Raw genomic sequence first — 20,513 nt, forward strand, 5'->3', positions numbered from 1 at the left:
CTAGAAACTTTGGAGATGAAATAAGTGAATCAAGTAACAAAAAAATTATCATAAATTATCATTATTAGATAGATATCTAACCTTATGGATTTTTATCGCAATGGCTGTAGGGATTGGCCTAGGTTATTTCTTACCCGGCGTACCCAAGATGATTAACCATTTAGAAGTCGGTACAACCTCTATCCCTATTGCAATCGGTCTAATATTGATGATGTATCCCCCTTTAACCAAAGTGAAATATGAAGAAATGTGGCGTGTATTCAAGAATTGGAAAGTTTTGTTGCTTTCCTTAGTGCAAAATTGGATCGTCGGTCCCATTGTTATGTTCGTACTGGCGGTAGTTTTTCTTCATGACTATCCAGACTACATGGTCGGACTGATCATGATTGGTATTGCTCGATGTATTGCGATGGTCATTGTCTGGAGTGAACTTGCTCAAGGCGATAGTGAGTACACGGCAGGCTTAGTTGCCTTTAACTCGATCTTCCAAATTGTTTTCTATTCGCTATTTGCCTATATATTTGTGACTGTTTTGCCGACATGGTTAGGTTTAGAAACACATTCGGTAAATATAACTATGGGTGAAATTGCCAAAAGTGTCTTTATTTATCTAGGAATTCCTTTTATTGCTGGGATTAGTTCAAGATTTCTTTTACTTAAATTCAAAAGGAAAACGTGGTTTGAAACAAAATTCATTCCTAAAATTAGTCCAATTACATTAATTGCTTTGTTACTTACAATCGTGATTATGTTTTCTGTTAAAGGGGAAAAAGTCATTGAATTACCTCTTGATGTTGTAAGAATTGCCATTCCATTATTTTTATACTTTATTATTATGTTTTTTGTTTCATTCTTCATTTCTAATAAAATGGGCACGAGTTATCCAGTCGCAGCTTCGCTCTCTTTTACCGCAGCAAGTAATAACTTTGAATTAGCGATTGCTGTGGCAGTAGACGTCTTTGGGATTAATTCGGGGGAAGCTTTTGCAGCCGTTATCGGTCCACTAGTTGAAGTGCCCGTACTCATCGCATTAGTGAATGTTGCTTTGAAATTTAAGCAAAAATATTTTACGAAAGAAGGCGTAAGCCACTAGGAGGAAAAAATGAGCGCTGAAAATAAAAAACAAGGATTAGGGATTTTTGAAAAGTATCTGACTTTATGGGTTATTTTATGTATGGCAGTAGGTGTGTTGATTGGGAAGTTTATTCCAGCTGTGGCAGACACATTAAGTAAGTTTGAGTATTATCAAGTCTCTATTCCAACCGCGATATTAATCTGGTTAATGATTTATCCGATGATGTTGAAAATTGATTTTACTAGCATTGCTCGTGCAGCAAAGAAACCCAAAGGACTAATTATCACCTGTGTAACCAATTGGTTGATTAAACCATTTACTATGTATGCCATTTCAGCCTTCTTCTTTTATGTTGTCTTCAAAAATCTAATTCCCGTGGATCTAGCTAAGGAATATGTTGCCGGAGCAGTCATTCTCGGCGCAGCACCATGTACCGCTATGGTTTTTGTCTGGAGTTATTTAACAAAGGGAGACGCAGGTTATACCTTGGTTCAAGTAGCTATCAATGATTTGATTATTCTATTTCTATTCGCACCTATCGTAGCGTTCTTACTAGGTGTTGACAATGTGGCCGTTCCAATGGGGACACTCTTACTATCAACGTTGCTCTTTGTGGTTGTACCGCTATTATTAGGCTTCTTCACACGCGTGATAATTATAAAAAATAAAGGCTTAGCGTATTTTGAAAATGTCTTCTTAAAGAAATTTAATTCGGTTACCATTATGGGGTTATTATTAACATTGATTATTATCTTCTCTTTCCAAGGAGAAAAGATTTTAGCTAACCCTATGCATATTTTACTTATCGCGATTCCATTAATTATCCAAACCTTTCTTATTTTTACAATCGCTTATGGATGGGCTAAGCTTTGGAAGCTACCGCATGATATTGCATCACCAGCAGGTATGATCGGCGCAAGTAACTTTTTTGAATTAGCCGTTGCAGTAGCTATTTCATTATTTGGGTTACAATCCGGCGCTACGTTAGCGACTGTAGTTGGCGTTTTAGTCGAAGTACCAGTCATGTTACTGTTAGTTAAAATATCTAATCGCACAAAAAATTGGTTCATTCAAAATCCATCAGAATTGTCTGATATCGGAGGGAATTAACAATGAGAAAAATTTACTTTTTATGTACAGGCAATTCTTGTCGTAGTCAAATTGCAGAAGGTTATGGAAAAGCTATTTTGCCAACTGCTGAATTTGAAATTAAAAGTGCCGGCATTGAACAACATGGGTTAAATCCTAGAGCTGTTCAAGTAATGGCTGAGGAAGGGATAGATATCTCTACGCAAACATCTGATTTGATCGATATGGATTATTTTAATCAGGCAGACCTAATTATTACGCTATGTGGTGATGCCAAAGACAAATGTCCAGTAATTCCAAAAGGGATTGAGCATGCTCATTGGGATTTGGAAGATCCAGCCAAAGCAACTGGAACAGAAGAAGAAATCATTAATAAATTCAGAGAAATTAGAGATGATATAAAAAGTCGTGTAGCGAATTTGCTAGATTAAGTAGCAACTGTCATCTATCTCGGTAAAAGATAAAAAGACGTAAAATGTCCTTTTGATAAATTGGAAAATTAAAGTAAAAGCCGTGCGAAGTGAAACATAAATCTTCGATGGCTCTTACTATTTTAAGAGAAAAGGATCTGCTTTTGGCGTAAAATTGGATTTATCTATCTGACATACTGACGAGTATTTTTTGACCCTATATTTGACCTTCTCAATCACATTTAAGTAGGTGTGACCGGCTTATACAATTATTTGAGAATCTAGTAGCTTAGCTAATTCTGGCCTTGAAACCCCTATTAGACAGCTATCCAGCCATCAATACGGTCTCAAATAAATAAGAGGGGAGGAATAACTCTAAAAAAGATTGATAAACTAGTAAGAAAATTGTATTCAACTACCATTCATCTTTGGTTCAAATTGGTTCAAGTAATATCAATATTAATCCTATTTTATCCATATCAAACTGTTTTTTAGATGTTTGTAATGTTGATATAATTGGATTTCTATTGATAGAAGTACTTGTAATAAGTACGAGTCACATCTCAAAACGTTAATATACCTTATATATCAACAATTTCAGGCACTTTCCATTTTTTGGAGGGTGTCTTTTTTTATAAATTGGGACGATATCGGGGATGTATAATGTAATTTGTTCATATGGAATATGCAAATAGCTATTTGCATTGAGAAATATATTTGAAGTTCATGATTTTATGGTATATATTTATGTTGAGATTAAATGGAGAATCAGTTGGGTGGAATAGGTGTAATTAAAAATCTAGCTAACAAATAAAGATATCAACTTAGAATAGGAGATGGTGAAAATAGAATTACAAGTTAGAATTGCTTATGAAACAGCAGAAATGCTTGAATTGCTGAAAGAATATTACCAAGAGCATAACGAAATTAATTTTACTAAGGGTGAAGTATTGTCAAAAGCAATTTTAGATACTTATGATACATGGAAAGAAACTGATTGGAACAAGATACTTAATTTACCAATAACTCTTGATAAAGAGTATGAAATTTCTTCTGGGGCATTACGACCTAAATTCCAAATCTCTAAGAATATAGAACCTAAAATTGAAGAATTAAAAAAAATGATACAAAAAAGTGTCAATACTAATTATGTAACTATTGGTTCAGCGATTAAATTTGTTTTACGACTGGCCATATATGAATTTCAAAATAAAAATGATATTTCTGTAGAGACTGTAATTTTTGAAATATTGGATAGTTTTGACCAAAAAGATATATCTGCAGAAACTAAGAATGTGCTCAAAGAATTTGTTAACGAAATAATGATCAAGCTTGAAGTAAATGATTTATTATAGTTTTGTAATTTCCAGAACTCATTAGGAGTTCTTTTTTTATTCAAAAAAACGTCAATTAAATGGAGAAATAGATGTTGACAACGGTTTGTAAGAAGGTGTATTATTCAGATATAAAAAGGAGAAATAAAGGAGAATTTCAGGATGGCGATCTTTGACAACTGAATAGATACTCGCTAACAAACTTCTTCAATATTTTTTAAGAAATACACTAACTACGGTTATAACGGAGATATTTATTATGTCAGTAGATTTATTTACACGTAGCACAATAAAACAAACCGTTTATGCAACGGAACTTATGAAACTTTGGGAAACTATAATTTCAGTTATGTTTTTAATGATGAGCATGAGGTTGAAGATAAGATTGAAGATCAAGCAATAGAATTGTTGCAAGATTGCAATAAGTTTGCTAAAGCATCGAGCAAGCCAGAACTGTGTAGCCTTTATGATGTTTTTACGTTAGAGCAAGACGTGGTGATTATCTACTACATGATTGTAGAATACCTAATGAAAGAAAAACAACAGATCAAACAATTAGATTTACGATAAAGGAAAAGGCAATCAAGCGTTTTCTTTTATATAAATGCAAAGGAGAAAATACGATGGAAAGTGCTGAATGGGTAAAAAGATGGTTAAAAACTTGTGATGAAAATGGAATTCCACCATGGAAATTTGACTTTAAGCAATTTTACAAGAGCGAAATGTTTCCGAACGCTGATACTGATGATACTTCTCACTTAAAATCATGGCTAAAATACAAATATACGAAGGAGTTAAATAAAGCTAAATCTAATCCATTTACCGATTCTTTAAAAAAAATATACGAAGATGAAAATATTGAAAAGGGTATGGATAAGGATACAGATAGAGTAGTATTTCCAATTTATCAGGTATTGGAATGGCAAGATGAAGAAAAGTTTGTAATAAAAGGAGATCATATGAATTCCTTTTTAACAACTTTTACACCTTTGTTATTAACAAGTCCAACAAAAAAAATACCCTATGCTCCCTTCGGCAACGAAAACAAAAAGACATTTAACGAGAAACCTAAAATAGCTAATAAGTTAAGCGAATGGGCGGAGGAAGCAGATTCAGGTCTGTTAAATATTACAGAATTTGAATTTTATAAAGAACAATATAAAATTTGGGGTAATTTTAATTTATTTGCTCGAATGACTGATACTTTGGGTAATTTTACAGTTATTCCAAGTAAATTAAATATAGCACGTGGATCGAGTGAAGCATTCCGCGACTATTGGGATATCACGCTTCGAGTACTATATGATTTGTTCATGGCAATAGGTATTGAAGGAGAAGAGGCTTGGAAAGCATTTATTAATAAATATTTCTTACAGACATATGTTAACAAAGATTATTCTGTAGGAGAACTTTGGAAAGGACATCTAGAAGATAAAGAAGGCATTTTTATAAATGGAGTATATCCCCAAAAAATAGATGACTTTGAGCAATTTTACCGGAATGTCAATTTGCTAATTGAAGAACGAGGAAAATGGATGACTAAAATACTTTGTGAGAAACTTGACTTAACAAATTTAGAATTTTACAAGGATGATTTGGTGAACATGGAAAAAATTCGATTTTTTAATGACATTATTAAATAGACAAACTTAGCAAGGTAAAAAAATGACTTTGCTTCCTTACTTGAAAATAATTGTTGTGCTAGTAAATAAAATAAAGGGATTTTTAAAATAAGCGATAAATTTTAAGAAAATATAGTCTTTGTATTCGCTGTACGACTAATTTTAACGATTGCTTTACCACAACAAAAATACTTTTTGGAACTACAGGAGCAATTTTAGCAGTACTTGTTCTATATTTTGAAGTAAAAGTCATATTAAAAATATAATCGCATTCTTTCGTGGACAGTAGAAAGAAATGAGATTCTATTATCTGCTACAAGAATGTATTAAAAGAAAAACAAATTTCTCTTCTCTTACCTCAAACTTTCAAAAAAATAAGGATAACTTTTAAAAATATCCTAGTTTATTACAATGTTTTAGATTTTTAATAGTAATCGCAGCTGCTAGCTTGATTATTATTTCGTTTTCTTTTAAGGATGTAATAGTAATTTTGTTAACTTAGTCTGCTTGTATAGTTATATTCATAAAATAGTTTTTTGACTGAAAAAGTTAATGTGATAATTTTAAAAAGAATTTTACATTGACTGGCTACTTTTAGAATTTATGGTGGCGATAATCTATACTTTGAAAAAATATGTAACAATTTGTCTCGAATCGAAAGAAAAAAAGGACTTTCGGGAAATCAGAGACTGATGGCATTCAGCGCAGATGTAGAGTGCCTTAAAGCACTGTCTAGTGCTTATTTTGAGATTGTTGGAAATGCTAATTGAAGAGGACATAATTTCAAAGAGACATAAGCACTCAAAGTATAAGTATGATAAGAGTGAGTATATCTCTATAGCTAATTTTAAATACGATAGTATCAAACAAGGCAAGAAGATTCGATCGAGGATCAATCAACTTGAAAATTATTTTTATTAAGGTGGAGGAAAATATGAACGAAATTAATGAGCAAAGCCTTCAAGGAAAATATACTTTTTTTACTGAATCAGGAAGTACTTATATTTTAACAATTGATGAAAATCGAAAAGTGTGGTTAGAAAGAAAGAATGAAAATAGTGGCTTGTCTTTAAGACGAGATAACGAAAAATTGTATGTCCTAGAAATCGTGCGATTACAGGTAGGCCTATCGGCTGTGTTTGTTCTTGAACCTCTTGGCAAAGGAGAAGTAACTACACGTATTACTTCAAAAGTTTTAGAAATAGTCTAGTGATAGGTAAGTGTGACAAAAGCTGATTGGAGTAAGAAGAAAACATTGGAACGATTGTACTTGCAACGAGGAGAATAAACATTTGAGTGACAAACTGATCTGAAGACTTTTATGATGAGCATCAAAATATATTTCAATTTTTTGAGTTTAGATTGAGTGAAATTTTGTCTGCTATTCTATCTCTAGTTGTGCAATGATGTGGATTTAATTTTGATAAACTAAAATTTCTGGAAATAAGTTATTCACTATCCAATACACTTTTTGACAAAGGAGTAACAGTTATGGCAAAAATTTATGCTGTTAGTGATATACATGGCTGCTATAAAGCTTTTAGACAAGTATTACGATTAATTGATTTGAGTGTTTCAAAAGAGAATCAGTTATATTTATTAGGAGATTATGTTGATGGTGGTAAAGATTCCTACCGTATATTAAAACAGATTATGAAACTAGAACAGAAATACCCAGAGCAGATAAAAGTGTTGTGGGGCAATCATGATGAAGCCTTTATGAATTGGTTAGAACAAAAAGATAATGATTTATTTGGTTATTTGAGTAGTGGTGGTGTTTCCACAATTAAAAGTTTTTTTAGAGATAACCCAGAGGAGTACAATATCATAGTTAAGAATGCAGACGGTAAGTCAAAACGTGCTATGGTGCAGGACTTGATTGCTGCAATCAAGTCTGTAGGCAATAAAACGGGTCTTATAAAATGGCTACATAAAAAAGACGCCGCTTCACGTTTTATTGAAACCGATAATCAAATATTCGTTCATGCTGGAATTGCTGAGTACTCGGATGGACTCTGGAAGTATGCTACTGCTGACGAAGAATTTACTAATATGTATCCACCTAAAACGGGGTCTTTTTACAAAGATATTATCGCTGGACATGTTTGGAGCACTGAGGTATCGAAAGATTTATCGTATGCCGGAAAAGTATATTGGGATGGAGAAAGTCATTTCTTTATTGATGGCAATGTTTTGGCTACAAAAAATATTCCCGTTCTAGAATATGATACAGAAACAAAAAAGTATTTCAGCTTTGAAAAAAATACTGAAACCGATTCCTTAATTAAATATGAAATTAAGTGATTGCATAATCAAGGTTTAATATATGTGAGAAAATATCGAATTTGAATAAATAGAAGGATGTGGGGCAAAATATTAATGGAAATGTTCACACTTTAACGATTGATCTAAATAAAAAAGTCTGAGTACCTATTAAACAATAGGTTAGATTTATATATCAGAGAAGATATAATCAAAGATATGTTCTAATTTGAAAATGAGCACCGCTTAACCTTGCCAATAGCCCAATTAATCGAAGTCGATTTTAAAACTGTTTATATGGGTAAAATAGCGGAAAAAAATTTTAGAAATTTCGTTATTTTAAAACGAAAAGCTGCTTAATGAATTGACTATAAGTATTTTTGAGATAGGAATGAAATTTTATGCTATACCAGGAAAACTTATTGTTGCCTACTAGAGGCGGAAATTTGATGTATAAAGATATAGATAAAATAAGTATTGATAAATTTACAGCAGTTAGATGTTTAATGAAATTGGAGATGTTTAAATGATTAATTTTACTTTTGAAAATTATTTACAACAAGATAGTGCTATGAGAATTGATGAGGCGTTAGAAATTTATAATGGCATTATGAGACAAGCTGATAAAGAGGACGAAGATTTTCGTACATTATGGGAAGATTTAATAGATGAAGCAAGTAAGTATGTAATAGTCCGTTCTAAATGGGCCCTCCAAACACAAGATGAACGGATTAGTGTTGATGCTTCTCGTTCAGCACAACATAATGCTTACATGTCTACACTAGAACCAATGATTCGTTATGTTTATAAAAAAAGTGATCAGGATTTTGAGTGGGGAAATTTGTTAGGTGATCGTAAAAAAAATCGAAAAAGATGGGGAGACTTTGCAGGTTATCTGCTCTTATTCAATACCTTAGGAAATCGCTAAAAGCATAATATAAAGTCTAAAAAGCTAGTATTCTTTAAAACGGCTGAAGGATAATAAAAAGTTTGTACTGAAGTAATTAACTGATCTCCCAAGTCTTATAGCAATACTAAAATTATAAAGAGCCGTATAAATCAGATATTTGAAATTGTAGAATTATTGGAGCATACAGAATATAATCGCATTGAAAAAACAACAAAAGAAAAGAGTTAGAGGGAAAGTTCATGGATGCCAAGAGCTTATGATTTGGATAGATACAGTTCAAGAAGAATTTGAGAGTGGCAAATTGATTAGATAAGACGTTGTACTATTTATGCTGACTTTTATTTTAAGAGCTTGTAAAATGAGCTACCTCACTTGTTAGGCTGAATAAGCATTCAAACTAGTAGTCAAATCTCATGTATATTCAGAAGAAAATTGAAATTGATAAAGTGCTATATTTTGATACGATAAAATAAAGTTTGTATTTTTATTGTATTTAGTTGGGATGTTTTTCAGATAGTATTCTGGATTGGTCTATGGAATATATTTTGTTCTTATTTCAATAACTCCTGCGTGATTCTTTTCTAGAAAGTAATCCGGTTGCGAGTATATTGTTAGGTTACTATTAAAGCGTGGAACAATTGTCATGATGTTTTTTAAATAATTTAAGGGTGAATATTATGAAAAGAATGAGATATGCTGCTATGTTAAGCGCAATTTTATTATCCTTAACATTCTTAGTAGGGTGCAATACTCATGAAAAACAAAGTATGTCTAAAATTTCTAGTGATACTACAACTGCTACCAAGAAAGAGGATACTTCTGATTCAAGTGAAACATTAGAATCTAGCTCAGCTACCTCTTTAAAAACTTCTACCAGCGACTCCTTGGAATTTACTAGTGAGACTGAAAAAGACATACAGTCCGTTAATGTCAAAGAAATTCTATCTACTGATAACGCTCAGAAATATGTAGACGCTTACAACAAGTTTACCATGCAAGGTAACCCTTTTCCTCCAACTCAACGAGGGCTCACTGTAAGTAATGAAATATATTCTGCATCTGGATTAGAAGGTACTGAATATGGTGATAGATTTTGGGGCATAATTGATTATTATGGGAATGCAGTTCAGCAAGGGTGGATTTCGCAAGAGCAAGCTAGTCAAGCAAAAAAAGAAGCTATCAACAAGCTACAAAGTGGGGGATATGCGTTACATTCGAAAAATGAAACGCAGCAGGTTACTGCTGAAAATGCAGCTCAATATGCAGAAAAATTTAATCAAGAAACTTTAGGCTGGGCATTACAATATATGCAAACAATACAAGATAGTGAAGAAAATTTTCAGGTATATTTTATCAGTCAAGACCCTACTGAAAAAGCAAAAAAGGGCTATTTTCTAGTAACAAAAGATAGAATGGTATCCAGATATTCAAACGGTGGGGGAGTATTATCAGATCCAATAGAGGTAACTTTACCTTAAAAACTTTTGCAACATTTTGGAAGCGTTCTTATTGCGAGAGAGTATCTTTTTTGTTTGCTCACTATATTAAAAATAAGGTAACGATTGTTTAACTTGAGAAATAATTTAGCTTAGATAAAGTAAATTTAGTTTCTTTTTTATCGTGTAGACCCCCAATATGAAGAAAAGTATCAAGCATAGTTTCGCTTTTTTTTTAACGATATTTTTTTGAGGTAAACTGAAACTAGTAAATTTAAGCAAACGTGAATGGAGGTGTCATCAGATGACGGAAAAAAATTATGGCGAAACCTTTAGAAAAATCCGTAAAAGTAAAGGTTTTACAGTTAAAGAAGTAACTGATGGAATTGTAAGCCCGCAATTTTTAAACAAATTTGAAAAAGGCGATTCAAAAATAACGGTTGATAATTTAACACTACTGTTAAATCGAATCTTTATGTCATGGAAAGAATTCATGCAAATTCATGATGGCAACACGCTTGATCAACTTGAGAAATTCAGTAATGTGGCAAATCAGTTAATCTATTCGAAAAAGTACTATGAACTTGACCAATTTGCTAAGCAATTTGAAAAGGCATACGAAAGTGACGGATTTGCTAAAGATCTTCATCTTAGCCTAATTATAAAAGCAGGGTTTTATTACAACATCAATAAGACCATTTCAGATCAAGATATTAAGTCCATACGTAAGCATTTGCAGCAGATTGATAACTGGTATGAATATGAAAACTTTATTTTTGGTAGTTTTATTCATTTTTTGCCAGCAGAAGATGTGATGCTTTACTACAAGCGTGTAGCCAGAAATTTTGAGCGACAAAGAAAAGAGCATATCGATGATAGGCCAGAGACAGTTCAATTAATTACCTTTATCGTTAGTTTTTTTGTTGATCGTCGAAGACTAGATTTGGCACAAGAAGTGATTAATGAATCAAGAGAATATATGGAAGTAGATGATGATCCGACCGATCTCTTTTATCGTGTCATCTATAAAAGTAAAGTAGCCTTGATTAAAATTTTGCAAGGAAATGTAGCGGAGGGGAAAGCTGAATGTGAGGGATATATCCAGGCGTTGAAATTGATTGGTAATTATCCGACGACGATCAACAGTTTGTTTATAGATTTAAACAAGGCGTTGTCAGAGGTGAATAACAGTCAAAATGGAACCAAATAGGAAATTGTATTGTCTCAATTAATCGAGTAATGCCCAACAATAAATGATAAAGGCATTGCAGAAACAAAAATAAAATAAATAGTGTGTATGTTAACTACTTTTTGAAATGCTTTCTGACTTTAATGTCAGGAATTCGTGTATGGAATAAATGGTTTCACATTTAGAAAGAGTATCGTTTTTAGAAATCGTAAGGTATTGCTAAAAAGTAAGTGAGGAGATTGTGAGATGGCAGAGTTAAGCGGAAATACTGTACCAGGGATTACAGAAAAAGAGTTTCAAAATATTAATAACTATATTCGTCAATCAATAGATTCGGGAAGTTATTACTTATTGAAGGGTGGTAGCGTAGACGCAGCTGATGCAAAATTTGGTAATCCGAAAATTACAACAAATGTTGTGATGCGGTATGCCGGATTTTTTGGAAATGGAGCGGACAAAGGTCCAAATTGGATAAAAAAATTCAAGCAGAGCCATCCCGCTATTAGCGATGATGAAATTTATGATTTGTGGGGAAATTATTTACATAATCTGTCTTCGTATTATATTGAAGGAGATAGATATATTGCAAGTCCAAGTTTCCGATCTGTACTACTAGATTATGCACAACAAAAAGCAAATGCGACTACGACTACACCTTACCGACCAGATTTATCACCGCGAAGATCTAATAATGCAAGACCAGAAAGTACAAATAAGGCTGAAGAAGATGGTTCTCTGGCAGTGGTAGGTTGTGCTGGTATTTTGATTATTTTGGTAATTATTTATTTTATTTTTATTAGATAAAATTATTGAGATGTAAAGGAGAATTGGTATGAATAAAAGAGCTACAGAATTTGAAAAATGGTTAAGGTTAACTGAACAAGCGAAATCCAATAAAGCTGAAGTGATTGGCAAGGGCATTAGTAAATTAAATATTCCAGGTGAAACAGAAGCTGATTTTTACAAGCTGGATACTGAAGAAGCGGTAAAAGAGAAGATTGCTTTTTATCGGCAACAACCAAATTGGCAAGAAGTAAATAAGGCTGTCAGCAACGGCTTATTTTTGGCAGTTCTAAATCACTATAGTGAATTTATGAAGGAAAGAGAATTTGTTACGAAAGCACAAGCGCAATTTGAAAAATGGTTACGCGATAACGACTTAGCAAAATCGAATAAGGCAGATGTTATTACAAAAGGAATCTATAAATTAAATATTCCAAATGAAACAGCAAGCAAATTTTTTGCTTTACCAACGTCGGATTTGATCGAAAATAAAATTGCCTTTTACAAACAACAACCGCAATGGGATGAAGTAAATAAAAGCATGAGTAATGGCTTATTCCAAGCTGTTTTAAACCATTATCTTACGTACAAACGAAGCTAAAAGTTTAGTAGAGTAAACGCTATTGTTGTTTATGAAATAGTCTTACTGAGAAATTATTTTAGGTGTTGATTATGCTCCATACAAAGGCAAATCAATCCTAGCTACGCTACAAAAAAATATTGTAAAAAAACGTTGAGGATTGACCTTTATGCAATTTTGGTTGAAATTCTTACAAAATCAATATGTGCAACAGACATCTCCAATAAATGAGATGTCTGTTATTTATATTTGTTTAACTTATCTTTTTTTAGTTGTGAAAGTAGGCTCATTGCTGCTAACTGTCTTTTGTGATTGAAGAAATTTTTACAAAAGGAAAAGTAGGACAAAGGTTCTATCTTTCGATTGTGGCTCACAGCCAGAATTTAGTCTGCAATTTGCTATATATAATAGAAGAAAAGAAGAGGTGGAGGTATTTAAGATGTCAGAAGAATTTTCACCAAAGGCTGCTTTTGAATCGATTCGGCAACAACGCTATGAGCCAAGTCGTTTTTTTATGGACTTTCATATTGCTGGGTTTGCTTATTATGATGGCTTGGAAGTTATTGAGAATTTAAAGATAGGAAGGGTGGTAAATTTAGTAGGCGAGCCAGATAATCCTCGTGATCCTGAAGCAGTTGCTATTTATTATGAAGGGAAAAAATTAGGTTATATTCCTAGCAGTAAAAATACGATGTTCAGTACTTTTTTGTATTTTGGACACAGTGATTTATTCGAGGCGCGCATTCAAACTGTCAATCTTGAAAACCATCCTGAACGACAATTCCGCGTAGTGGTACGAATAAAAGATAACCGCCAAGAAAAATAACAGTGTTAAAAGCTCTTTGATCTGTGTAGGCAGGATCAAAGAGCTTTTATTCTCGCTGGAAATGGGAGTATTTATAGGTAAATGTTATAATTTATGTATGCGCTATTATTTATCAAATTTAAACTCTGATTAGAGAAAAAAACTTTAATCGGATTTAGTTTATGTTAAATCTTATTTTATAGTTAGTAGTAATGAGGAGGCAAAGCGATGTCAAAAAAGGAAAAGCTTATTGAAGAGATGGAAAAGATTCTAAAAGATCTTGGGGCACAAACAAGGGGAAATAAGCTATACGTTCTACGAGAAGCAGTTCATGAGGATCTTACAGTTGATGGAAAAAGGAAGCAGAATTTTATTGGGTTTATTAGAGCAGGTCAAGCAGAAAGCGGACCGTACGCTGGGCTATCATTAAAGGTTAACCCTGGGATAAATCATTACCGTATTTCACTGGATATAGGTAGTTTAGGCTTTGGAGATGACTATCAACTGGCTGCGACTCCTGGTGTTAAACGGAAATTTATGCGCTTGCAAAAGGACCTAATGAATTATGCTAAAGAAAAATCTTCAGGAAATGATGCTGCCAATTTTCCCTTGAAATGTTTTTGTGCAGTAGACTTTACAGATGATAGTGAAAAGCAGTATTTAAAGAGTTTAGAGGCTGAATATGTTGATGATAAAATTGATTCACACACACAAGACCTATTTGTTGTAATGGTAGAAGAGCCAAATTTCGATGTGATGGAAAACAAGCAAGAGTGGGAGAAAGAAATTTTTTGGCGAGTATTTAAAGCTGTCGCGGCAGTTTACGCCGAAGTAAGAAACTGGCCGAATACGAAGGCGCAAAAGAAAACAGCAACGGACTATTTAGAAGCAATACGTTTAAAAAAAGACAATACAATTGATGAGATCACAGAAGTAAAGAATTTACTTGAGAAGAGAAAATATGTTGTTTTACAAGGAGCACCAGGAACTGGGAAAACTCGGTTAACAGGTAAACTGCGAGAAGATTTTTCAGATTATGTATTTACCCAGTTTCATGCGGAAACAAGTTATTCTGATTTCATCGGTGGTTACCAGCCGAGTGTCTTAGGTGATAATGTAGTATATCGCTATGAAAATGGACCGTTACTACAGGCGATTAAAAAAGCTCAGGAAAAGTCTAATGAAAAAGTATTATTGATTATTGATGAAATTAATCGCGCTAATTTAAGCAATGTTTTAGGAGAGGCGTTCTATTTATTTGAAAAGAGTGATGAGGATACCCGAGCTGAAATTTCTCTGGGAAAACAAACAGATGGACAACCAGAATTTAGCATTAAACAATTGCCTGAAAATTTATATGTTGTGGCAACAATGAATACTTCAGATCGTTCTTTAGCGGTAGTTGATTTTGCTTTGAGAAGAAGATTTATGTGGTATACATTATTCCCACAATCTTTACCAAATAATACATTCCATTTAGAGCAGTTTAACAAAATAAATGAAATTTTTGAGATGTATGCTTCTAGCGAGGAATTGTTATTACAACCAGGACAATCTTATTTTATCGCTGATAGTGAAGAGGAGATGAAAGAGCGAATAGAATATGAATTGCTACCTTTAATCAAAGAATACTTAAATTTAGGCTTTTTAACAAACGCAGCAGATCATTTCAATCAATTTTTCATTGAAGAGATTGATCAAACGATCGATCTATAAGGAGAGTGGTGGCTTTGGGAAAAGATCAGTCTATGCCAGCAATCCTAGCGACGACGTTTGATTCTTTTGAATATGTTTTGCCAAAAAAAGCGATTAATGATAAACGTTATATCAATGAATCTAATGCCAGTTTTATTAGTTTGAATCGTGATACGCTTGAATTTTTAGGGATTCAGCCGGTTTTAAATGATAAAAAGATTGTTTTAGAAACAAGCACTTTTGTAGGTGCTGCGCCGCTTAGATTTCCTGGGAAAATTAGTAAACCGCTAAGCGATATTATTATCCGTCCGCGGTATAATGCAGAACAATCACTGGATTGGTTTGCCTGGATATCTGAGCTGGCAGAATATAGCGACTACGAAATCAACCTTGAAAGAAACGTCCAATTGAAATTAACACGAACAAATGGAAGTAAGCCACCGAAGTTTATTTTGGCAAAAGATGTTGTAAATGCCTTTTATCCTGTTTTACAAAAACAATCTTGGTATCAATTTGAGAGCTTGAAGGTGGTCCTTCAACAACCAAAAGGTAAAATTAACTGGTCAGAGTACGCTCGAAGGTCCTATCAACCGGAGAAACGGTTAGAATTTCCAACGACATTAAATAGATTATCTCAGAATCATCAAGAATTTGAACGAGCACTTTTAATTTTAAAGGAATCAATTCGCTTATTGCGCGGTAATGAAGCCCCACAAAATATCCGAATTGAGATGGCAGAGAAGTTGAATAGAACAAGTCATTTGCTGAATAATTTTAAACAGGTTTCAAATTCAAAGTTAGTAACAGAAAAATTTTTTATACAGCAAAGTGATGCGTTGGATGTTCAAAAGTTAAAAGTTATTTTGAATAATTATATTGAAAACTTTAAAGAAGATAAATATGCGTGGCGCGTTGATTTCTCTGAATTGTTTGAAAGATATGTGCAAAAGATAATTAGTCAAGTAGTGATTATTTCAGCACACAATGAAAAAATTAGCCGTTTTGTTGAAACAAAAGAAAGAAGTTCTAATAAAATTTTGAAATTATTACCTAAATATTTAGAGCCTGATTTAGTTGTAGAAATCAATGATCAGATAATAGTCATTGATGCAAAGTACAAATCTTATTTTTATCCCAGGTCGCAATCTGTCACGCTAACACAAAGAGAACGACTTAGAGCGGATGTTCATCAAGTGTTAGCTTATGCAAATTTGAAGAACGCTAAAATAGGCGTTCTGATAGCTCCCACTGCTGACGTCGATTTACAAGTTGAAGTTGTTAAATACGCAGGAACGAAAATTGCTGTCATTGGGCTACCAATTGATATTAAGAAAATTCAATATCTAAGGACAAAACTGCGAAAAGTCTTAGAAGATTTAGTTAAAGATTAATCATCCAAAATTTTGATGTGAATATGGCGATAGTAAAACTTGATTTAGTCAGGTGTTATTGCAATGTAAATAAAACTTTAAAATGGGATTGCAATATAAAAAAACAAGGGTAAATTTAAAGGTGAAGATAATTGTTTTACAGACAATTGGAACTATAAGGAAAATTAAGGAGATTGGGAAATGGCAGAATTAAATTCAAAGACACTGTACCAAGCATTATGGAATAGCGCGGATATTTTGCGTTCAAAAATGGATGCAAATGAATATAAAAATTATTTATTGGGTTTAGTTTTCTATAAGTATTTATCTGATACAATGTTATATTCCGCAGCTGAACTATTAGAAGTAGAAGTTGCTGATTTAAACGAGGCACAAAAAATTTACGAAGAAGCTTTTGCAGATTCAGAAACCAAGGACGATTTAATAGAAGAGTTAAAATACGATTATTCCTATGCTTTAGAGCCCAACTTAACCTTTACAGCGTTAGTGGCAACGATTCATAAAGGGCGTTTCCAACTAGAAGATTTGGCGCAGGGGTTTCGTAATATTGAGCAAAGTAGCGAATTATTTGAAAACTTGTTTGAAGATGTCGATCTGTATTCTAAGCGCCTGGGTGCAACACCGCAAAAGCAAAATCAAACAATTTCTGCTGTGATGAAGGAATTGGCGACATTAGATATCGCTCACGAAGGGGACGCTTTAGGGGATGCCTATGAATATCTGATTGGTCAATTTGCATCTGATTCTGGCAAAAAAGCGGGTGAATTTTACACGCCGCAACCTGTTTCAACGTTAATGACGCGAATTGTTTTATTGGGAAAAGAAGATCAAAAAGGCTTTACTGTTTATGATCCGACAATGGGATCAGGTTCGCTGTTATTAAATGCAAAGAAATTCTCCCATGAACCGAATACAATTAATTATTTTGGGCAAGAATTAAACACATCAACTTATAACTTGGCGCGAATGAACATGATTTTGCATGGTGTCGAGGTGGGGAATCATCACTTACGCAACGCTGACACTTTGGATGGTGACTGGCCGACAGAAGAGCCAACGAACTTTGACGCAGTACTAATGAACCCGCCGTATAGTGCCAAATGGTCGGCAGATGCAGGCTTTTTAGAAGACCCGCGTTTTTCTAGCTATGGTGTTTTGGCGCCAAAATCTAAAGCGGACTTTGCCTTTTTATTACATGGTTATTATCATTTAAAAGATACCGGTGTTATGGCAATTGTTTTACCTCATGGGGTGTTGTTCCGAGGCGCTGCGGAAGGGAAAATCCGCAAAATTCTTTTAGACAATGGGGCAATTGATACGGTCATTGGCTTGCCAGCGAATATTTTCTTTAATACAAGTATCCCAACGACAGTTATCATCTTGAAGAAAAATCGCACCACCAAAGATGTATTATTTATTGATGCTTCAAAAGAATTCACAAAGGGTAAAAATCAAAATGTATTAGAACCCGAACACATTAATCGGATTCTTGAAACTTTTCAAAAACGAGAAGATATGGACAAATATGCTCACGTCGCTGCGTTTTCTGAAATTGTCGAAAACGAATATAATCTAAATATTCCAAGATACGTGGATACTTTTGAAGAAGAAGCACCAATTGACTTGGGAGAAGTAACAAAAGAAATGCAAACAGTTCAAACACAAATTGAAGATGCTAACAGAGAACTAGCAAAAATGGTACAGCAGTTAACAACAGATGAACCTGCGCTACAAGCTGACCTAGCACAGTTTCTCCAATTTTTAGAGGTATCAACGACACAAGGTGGTGAAAACCATGCCTGAAAACAAACCAGCAATTCGTTTTAAAGGATTTGAAAATGATTGGGAACAGCGTAAGTTGGAGGAAGTTGCGGAAAGATATGACAATTTGCGAGTTCCAATTACAGCATCTGAACGCGTTTTGGGAGATACACCATACTATGGTGCAAATGGTATTCAGGATTATATTGAAGGATTTACTCATGAGGGTGAGTTTATTTTAGTCGCAGAAGATGGAGCAAACGATTTAAAAAATTATCCTGTTCAATATGTCAAGGGCAAAGTTTGGGTTAATAATCATGCCCACGTTTTACAAGGCTATAACGGTATAACGGACAATAAATTTTTAATGAATGCTATCAAAAATATCAATATTGAACCATTTTTAGTCGGTGGAGGACGTGCAAAATTAAATGCGGATGTAATGATGAAATTAAGCCTTCGCTTACCTTCATTTGAAGAACAACAAAAAATTGGCACCTTCTTCAAACAACTCGACGACACCATCGCTCTTCATCAGCAACAATTAGAAAATTTGAAAAAAACTAAAAAAGCTTACTTACAAAAAATGTTTCCGAAAAACAATGAAAAAGTTCCTGAAATAAGATTTGAAGGATTTGCTGACGATTGGGAACAGCGTAAGTTGGGGGAAGTGACTAATTTGATAACAAAAGGAACAACCCCAAAAGATAAATCGTGGGCTGGAAGTGTTAACTATGTTAAGACTGAGAGCATTGATTCTATCTCTGGATATATTAATGTAACAGCTAATATAAGTCTAGAAGAACATAACGGATATTTAAAACGTTCACAACTTAAAACCGATGATTTACTTTTCTCTATCGTAGGAACGTTAGGACGTGTAGGCGTAGTAAGGGATATGGACCTTCCCGCAAATACAAATCAACAAATTGCAGTTATTCGATTAAGCAATATAGTGAATAATCGATTTATTTTCCACTCTTTAAAAACATCAAAAATTTCAGCATTTATAAAGAGCGATGCCACAATTGGTGCACAACCATCGTTATCATTATGGCAAATTAATGAATTGAATATTCCATACACAGATATAACAGAACAAGTTAAGGTTGGTAAATTTCTAGATATATTAGACAACACTATCGCTCTTCATCAGCGTAAACTTGATTATTTGAAAGAAATGAAAAAAGGATTATTACAAAAAATGTTTGTATAGAAGGTGCACTTTGCACCTTCTATTTTATATGCCAGCTAGATAGCGCATGATTTTATCGTTGTCTTGATTTTCAAGTTCTTGGATGATATGCAGATAAGTCTGTTGCGTTGTTGTCATGTTGGAGTGGCCAAGTCTTCTAGCAACGCTGGCAATTGAAACTCCCGCAAAAAGCAAAAGAGAAGCATGTGTATGACGTAGACCATGAATTGAAATTACAGGGATATTTGCACAGCAACAATATTTTTTTAAACGATTATTAATCGTTGAATTATAAATACGGTTGTCAACAAAAATTGGCTTATCCGAAGGCAGTTGCGTAATAAGTTGAGCAAACTGCATCATTGTTTTCCAATCGACAGGAATTTTCCGCTTAGAAGAAAAATTTTTAGTATCTTGAAATCCACCACTTTGGCTTTTATAGTTCCACGTCTTTGTGACGGAAATCGTTTGGTAAGCAAAATCAAAGTCTGCCGGCGTTAATGCTAATGCCTCAGAAAAGCGCAAGCCGGTCTTGGCAATTAATAGAATTAGCCAATCTTCATTGATATAGTCAGAAAGAGTTAAGGTATCAAGTAGTTTTTGTAAATCAAATTGGCTAATATATTTCATTTTCTTTTCTCGAGGAATTTTTCCTTTGATAACAACTTTTCTTGTGGGATCACTTGGCAATAATTGATCATCTAAAGCGTCGATAATAGCGCCCTTTAATTGATGGTGGAAATCCATCGTTGTTTGTTTTTCATGAGACAAAGCATATTGATTCATGATTTTTTGATAATTTTTCCGATCTAGTTCTGAAAGTTTCAAATGTGGTGAAATCTTTTTCAACCATTGGTAAGACATACGATATTTTGCCAAAGTAACGTCTCTCACTGCACCAACTTTGTACAAATCAATCCATTCTGCATAGTATTCGTGAAACAAAACAGTCGATTCTTTGAACATAACAAACGCC

General features: G+C 33.6%; 18 protein-coding genes and 1 pseudogene. 18 read left to right on the plus strand and 1 reads right to left on the minus strand.

Features of this window, described 5'->3' with window-relative positions:
* Positions 1-52 precede the first annotated feature (52 nt).
* The 18 genes and pseudogenes from arsB (JZO76_RS05925) to JZO76_RS06010 all read left to right on the plus strand — a co-directional run.
* Positions 53-1,093 (plus strand): annotated as a pseudogene (gene arsB, locus JZO76_RS05925) (ACR3 family arsenite efflux transporter); the annotation flags it as partial.
* A gap of 9 nt (positions 1,094-1,102) precedes the next feature.
* The gene (arsB, locus tag JZO76_RS05930) at positions 1,103-2,185 is read left to right on the plus strand and encodes an arsenite efflux transporter membrane subunit ArsB (RefSeq protein ID WP_061724878.1); all 1,083 of its coding nucleotides are present in this window, start codon (positions 1,103-1,105) and stop codon (positions 2,183-2,185) included.
* 2 nt (positions 2,186-2,187) lie between these two features.
* Complete coding sequence (gene arsC / locus JZO76_RS05935) at positions 2,188-2,595, plus strand: arsenate reductase (thioredoxin) (protein WP_010750094.1); 408 nt, start codon at positions 2,188-2,190, stop codon at positions 2,593-2,595.
* Between the two features lie 818 nt (positions 2,596-3,413).
* Positions 3,414-3,929, plus strand: a complete 516-nt coding sequence (locus JZO76_RS05940; RefSeq protein WP_206903233.1) for a hypothetical protein — start codon at positions 3,414-3,416, stop codon at positions 3,927-3,929.
* Between the two features lie 306 nt (positions 3,930-4,235).
* Positions 4,236-4,478: a hypothetical protein gene (locus tag JZO76_RS05945; RefSeq protein WP_206903234.1), complete on the plus strand. Its 243-nt coding sequence runs from the start codon at positions 4,236-4,238 to the stop codon at positions 4,476-4,478.
* Positions 4,479-4,531: 53 nt separating this feature from the next.
* On the plus strand, positions 4,532-5,551 hold the full coding sequence (locus JZO76_RS05950) for a hypothetical protein (RefSeq protein ID WP_206903235.1): 1,020 nt from the start codon (positions 4,532-4,534) through the stop codon (positions 5,549-5,551).
* A gap of 913 nt (positions 5,552-6,464) precedes the next feature.
* On the plus strand, positions 6,465-6,740 hold the full coding sequence (locus JZO76_RS05955; protein ID WP_206903236.1) for a hypothetical protein: 276 nt from the start codon (positions 6,465-6,467) through the stop codon (positions 6,738-6,740).
* Between the two features lie 281 nt (positions 6,741-7,021).
* Positions 7,022-7,834 (plus strand): metallophosphoesterase, encoded by an 813-nt coding sequence (locus JZO76_RS05960; protein ID WP_206903237.1) that lies wholly within the window; start codon positions 7,022-7,024, stop codon positions 7,832-7,834.
* Between the two features lie 529 nt (positions 7,835-8,363).
* Positions 8,364-8,720: a hypothetical protein gene (locus tag JZO76_RS05965; RefSeq protein WP_206903238.1), complete on the plus strand. Its 357-nt coding sequence runs from the start codon at positions 8,364-8,366 to the stop codon at positions 8,718-8,720.
* Positions 8,721-9,379: 659 nt separating this feature from the next.
* A complete protein-coding gene (locus JZO76_RS05970; RefSeq protein WP_206903239.1) occupies positions 9,380-10,180 on the plus strand; it encodes a hypothetical protein in 801 nt (266 codons plus the stop codon).
* Positions 10,181-10,442: 262 nt separating this feature from the next.
* The gene (locus JZO76_RS05975) at positions 10,443-11,348 is read left to right on the plus strand and encodes an Rgg/GadR/MutR family transcriptional regulator (RefSeq protein WP_206903240.1); all 906 of its coding nucleotides are present in this window, start codon (positions 10,443-10,445) and stop codon (positions 11,346-11,348) included.
* A 225-nt stretch (positions 11,349-11,573) separates the two neighbouring features.
* The gene (locus tag JZO76_RS05980) at positions 11,574-12,131 is read left to right on the plus strand and encodes a hypothetical protein (RefSeq protein WP_206903241.1); all 558 of its coding nucleotides are present in this window, start codon (positions 11,574-11,576) and stop codon (positions 12,129-12,131) included.
* Between the two features lie 28 nt (positions 12,132-12,159).
* Positions 12,160-12,711, plus strand: a complete 552-nt coding sequence (locus JZO76_RS05985) for a hypothetical protein (protein ID WP_206903242.1) — start codon at positions 12,160-12,162, stop codon at positions 12,709-12,711.
* Positions 12,712-13,129: 418 nt separating this feature from the next.
* Positions 13,130-13,516 (plus strand): HIRAN domain-containing protein, encoded by a 387-nt coding sequence (locus JZO76_RS05990; RefSeq protein ID WP_206903243.1) that lies wholly within the window; start codon positions 13,130-13,132, stop codon positions 13,514-13,516.
* Between the two features lie 207 nt (positions 13,517-13,723).
* Positions 13,724-15,211 (plus strand): McrB family protein, encoded by a 1,488-nt coding sequence (locus JZO76_RS05995; protein WP_206903244.1) that lies wholly within the window; start codon positions 13,724-13,726, stop codon positions 15,209-15,211.
* A gap of 14 nt (positions 15,212-15,225) precedes the next feature.
* Entirely contained in the window at positions 15,226-16,581 is a 1,356-nt protein-coding gene (locus tag JZO76_RS06000) for a hypothetical protein (RefSeq protein WP_206903245.1), read from the plus strand.
* Between the two features lie 180 nt (positions 16,582-16,761).
* Positions 16,762-18,384, plus strand: coding sequence for a type I restriction-modification system subunit M (locus tag JZO76_RS06005; RefSeq protein WP_206903246.1), 1,623 nt, complete (start codon positions 16,762-16,764; stop codon positions 18,382-18,384).
* On the plus strand, positions 18,377-19,558 hold the full coding sequence (locus JZO76_RS06010; RefSeq protein WP_206903247.1) for a restriction endonuclease subunit S: 1,182 nt from the start codon (positions 18,377-18,379) through the stop codon (positions 19,556-19,558). The genes JZO76_RS06005 and JZO76_RS06010 overlap by 8 nt, the downstream gene beginning before the upstream one ends.
* 24 nt (positions 19,559-19,582) lie before the next feature.
* On the opposite strand, the gene JZO76_RS06015 is transcribed toward JZO76_RS06010, so the two are convergent.
* A complete protein-coding gene (locus JZO76_RS06015) occupies positions 19,583-20,503 on the minus strand; it encodes a site-specific integrase (RefSeq protein ID WP_206903248.1) in 921 nt (306 codons plus the stop codon).
* Between the last annotated feature and the right edge of the window lie 10 nt (positions 20,504-20,513).

Origin of the sequence: Candidatus Enterococcus myersii, from assembly GCF_017316025.1 — a bacterium.
Classification (GTDB): domain Bacteria; phylum Bacillota; class Bacilli; order Lactobacillales; family Enterococcaceae; genus Enterococcus_C; species Enterococcus_C montenegrensis.